Below are 3,746 nucleotides of genomic sequence, written 5' to 3'. Positions count from 1 at the left end.
TCGGCCGGCGCATCAGCTTCTCGAAGACGGGTGCCTTCGACTTCGTGAAAGCCATCTCGTATCTGGCAGTGTTCTCGTTCGTGTTCGGCGCGGTAAGCCAAGTGGCCACGAACGCCGAAGCCGACCTGCTGCCCATCGAGGCGCAGGCGGTGCTGGGCATTGTCGTAGCCGCCGCCATCATGTTCGCCGGCTCGCTGCGCACCTCGAAGCGCCAGCCCGCATCCGACCTCTACGACTTGCTGTTCCCCGTGGTAGCCGTCGCCTTGATCGCCCTGCCGTTTATCACTTCGCAAGCCCTGCATATCGCAGCGGCCGTGTTGGTGTTCGTAGCCTACTACCTGTCCAGCATGAACCTGCGCATCATCCTCTGCCAGCTGGCAACCCGCGACAACGTGTCGATGTGGGTGTACCTGAGCGTGGCCTTGGGCGTGGGAAGCCTGCTTATCCTGGGCGGCGTTGCATTCGGAGCCGCCGTCCTCACCGAGGAAAACCTGATTGCGGGCCTGGCTTTAGTGTCTCTCGTCTCGCTGTTCGTACTGGCGTTGAACCCCATCGTCGCAGCACGGCTCGAGCGCCACAAAAAAGAAAGAGGAACGCGCGCAGAAGAAGCAACCCCCGCACCAGAGGCAACCGCGAACCCCGTCGACGCCGACGGTACTGCACGTACGCAATCCCCCGCCCTGGCCGAACGCGAAGTTCGCACGGCCCTGATGCGCACCTTCTCCGAGCTGCACGGCTTCACCCCGCGCGAGGCCGAAGTGCTGGAACTGCTCTGCCAAGGCCGCACGCGCACCTACATCGCCGCCGAACTGGGACTGTCGCCGAACACCGTCAAAGGCTACATCCACAACGTCTACCAGAAAAGCGGATCGGTGGACAAGCAGGACCTGCTCGACCGCGTAGAGCTGTTCATCGAGAAGCACTAGCCCTTCCAACCTCGGCCCGGCGTACCCCGGCATTTCTCGCATCCGCATGCCTTTCGCAGCTTTACCGTCCCCCTCCCTTATCTTCGCCCGCACAACTCCGCTCCAACGACGCCCGACCTTCCCCTTTTCGCCCTCGCCGCCTACCGCCCCCTCGCTCGCCACCTCTTCCCCCACCCCTCCATTCAGGAGGGAGGTACACTTATGAACTGGTACTTTAGGGAATTTTGCACGCCCACCCCTTTTGGTGCTGGCGGGTCTTGGCCTCTTCCCCGAACATAGGCGGCAGTCAAAGGCGAGGTCGGAGGAACTCGCCGAAAGCGACTTGAAGCACTATCGGAAAACTGACCGAGAGGGAGAATAGTTATGACGGAGCAGGGGAATGAACTGATCAAAGGCGGCGTTTCGCGTCGCTCGTTTCTGGTAGGACTCGGTGCCACGGCAGCCGTTATGGCCGGAGCGGGCCTTGCGGGCTGCGCGCCTCAGAGCAGTGCCGCGCCCAGCAAGCCCGATGCCGACGGCAGCGAGGCGTCCGCATCCGACAAGGGAGCAACGTCGAAGGCCGACACCATCCAGGCTGCCGCCGAGAAGCCTGCCGACAAGCAGGAGGCCAAGGAAGCCGACATCGTAGTCGTGGGCAGCGGCATCGCGGGCATGAGCATGGCCGTGGAGGCCTCGCGCGCCGGCGCCAAGGTCATCGTGCTGGAAAAGCACGATATCTCCGGCGGCGACTCGTCCATCTGCACGGGCAACTTCTACTGCTGCGGCTCCAAGTACCAGGACAGCCTGGGACTCACGAACTACGGCACGCCCGAAGAGATCGCGCAGTTCTTCCTTACGCAGTCTGACGGCGATGCCAACATCGACATCTGCCGCCTCGTGGCCGACAACGGCGGCGCGGCCATGGACTGGCTGGTCGAGATGGGCTGCGAATTCAACAAGAAACCCGGCGACGGCGTTTCCGACCGCTCCATGGTCGTGAAGAACGGCGGCAAGTTCATCATCGACACGCTCATTGCCGAAGCCGAGAAAAACGGTGCCGAGGTCATGATGAAGACGCGCGCCATCGAAGTGCTCATGGATGGCGGCAAAGTGTCCGGCGTGAAAGCGCGCGAAGGCAAGACCGAGTACACCATTACCGCGAAGGCCGTCATGCTGGCTTCCGGCGGCTTCGACGGCCAGGACTGGGCGAAAGAGCTTTATGCCCCCGGCACCGTGGGTTGGCACTCGCTTTCCAGCCCCAGCAACACCGGCGACGGCATCGAGTTGGCCCGCCAGGCCGGCGCCATGACGCTTATGAAGGGCGGCCTGTCGCAGATCCACCTCGTGGGCCGCGACCCCGTGCCGCTGAACGACGAGATTTCCGGGCTGCGCATGGTCAACACGGGCGTGTTCTTGACCGACCTGGGATACCGTTGCGCCAATGAGTCTATGACCAGCCAGTTCGACTACTTCACGCCGTTTGTGCAAAGCGGACGTGCCCACTTCTTCATCATCTGCGACTCCCAGCAGACCGAAAAGCGCCTGGGTCTTCTGGCCAAGGCGGTCGAGAAGGGCGTGGCGCACAAGGCCGACAGCATCGAGGAAGCAGCCATCGCGGCAGGCCTGCCTCCCTACCCCACGGTGAAAACCATCGAGAAGTACAACACGCTGTGCGACGCCGGCGAGGACCCCGACTTCCACAAGAAGCCCGAAGATTTGAAGCGCATCGAGCAGGGTCCGTTCTACTGCATCGAGATCACCCCGAACACGAACGACTCGTTCGGTCAGCTAGCCATCAGCACGAAGGCCGAAGTGCTCGACGCGAACCGCAAACCCGTGCCCGGCCTGTACTCCGGCGGCACGCTGGCCAATGCCGAGATGTTCTACATGCGCTACGCCGTCAGCGGCTCGTCCATGTGCATGGGCACCGTCACCGGCCGCATCGCCGCCCAATCGGCCATGAAATACTACGGCGCGTAAGATATCTCCCTCCCCCTGCGCGCGTACTCTGATGCAGAAGCGGCGTCCTTCCTTGGGCGTCGCTTCTGCATCTGCATCCGCCGCGTCCCTCTGCCGCGCGCAACACCCGGCTGCGTTGTTTTCAAGTTGACAACAAACACCGCAAAAATACGCACCGCAAACCCCCGTTTTACGCTATGCTGTATCTGTCAGCTACGACGTAAGGAGTCGGCTTTGTACCTGCTTGAGCGGTAAGTACGCCCCTCACCGCATGGTTGGGCACCTCCACGACCAGGCTGTTTTTTATTCGCCACGAGATATGAGGTGAGCGCTATGAGCATTACCGTAGCCGGACGCAAAATGCCCGTCACCGACGCATTGCGCGACTATGCCGAAGAGAAGATCGGCAACTCCATGAAGGTCATGGACATCGATCCCCTGGTCGCCGAAATCGTCCTTTATGTTGAGAAGAACCCCGCGAACCCCCGCCCTGCTTGCTGCGAAGTAACGCTGCGCACGAAGGGCCACATCGTCCGCGTGGAAGAACGCGAAGAGGACATGTACGCCGCCATCGACGTAGCCGCCGCCAAGGTGGTTCGCCAGCTGCGCAAGTACAAGACAAAGGTCGTCGACCGCAAGCTGCGCGCCGTTGACGAGACCATCCGCGTGGATCACACCGCGCCGACCAACCTCGACCAGCTCATGAACGAGCTTGCTGCCGACGACGAGGTCGTACGCGTGAAGGAGATCGAGTTCGAGCCGTTGACCGAGGAAGAGGCTTTGGTGAAGATCGACCTGCTCGGCCATGACTTCTTCGCCTACACCGATCGCAACTCGGGCTTGGCAAACGTGCTGTATCGCCGCAACGACGGCGGCTACGGC

Annotated in this window: 3 protein-coding genes; all 3 read left to right on the top strand. The window is 62.1% G+C overall.

Annotated elements, in window-relative coordinates:
• Positions 1 to 926 (top strand): LuxR C-terminal-related transcriptional regulator (locus tag RR842_RS08700; RefSeq protein ID WP_332729485.1); only part of this gene is annotated, 926 nt, incomplete at its 5' end.
• Between the two features lie 363 nt (positions 927 to 1,289).
• Positions 1,290 to 2,885 (top strand): FAD-dependent oxidoreductase, encoded by a 1,596-nt coding sequence (locus RR842_RS08695; protein ID WP_332513448.1) that lies wholly within the window; start codon positions 1,290 to 1,292, stop codon positions 2,883 to 2,885.
• Between the two features lie 312 nt (positions 2,886 to 3,197).
• The coding region (raiA, locus tag RR842_RS08690; RefSeq protein ID WP_332522363.1) for a ribosome-associated translation inhibitor RaiA at positions 3,198 to 3,746 on the top strand (549 nt) is incomplete at its 3' end.

The organism is Gordonibacter sp. (genome assembly GCF_036667095.1).
In the GTDB taxonomy this organism is placed as follows: Bacteria; Actinomycetota; Coriobacteriia; order Coriobacteriales; family Eggerthellaceae; genus Gordonibacter.
Note: the sequence above shows the minus strand (reverse complement) of the source record. Positions and strands in the feature narration are given on the sequence as shown.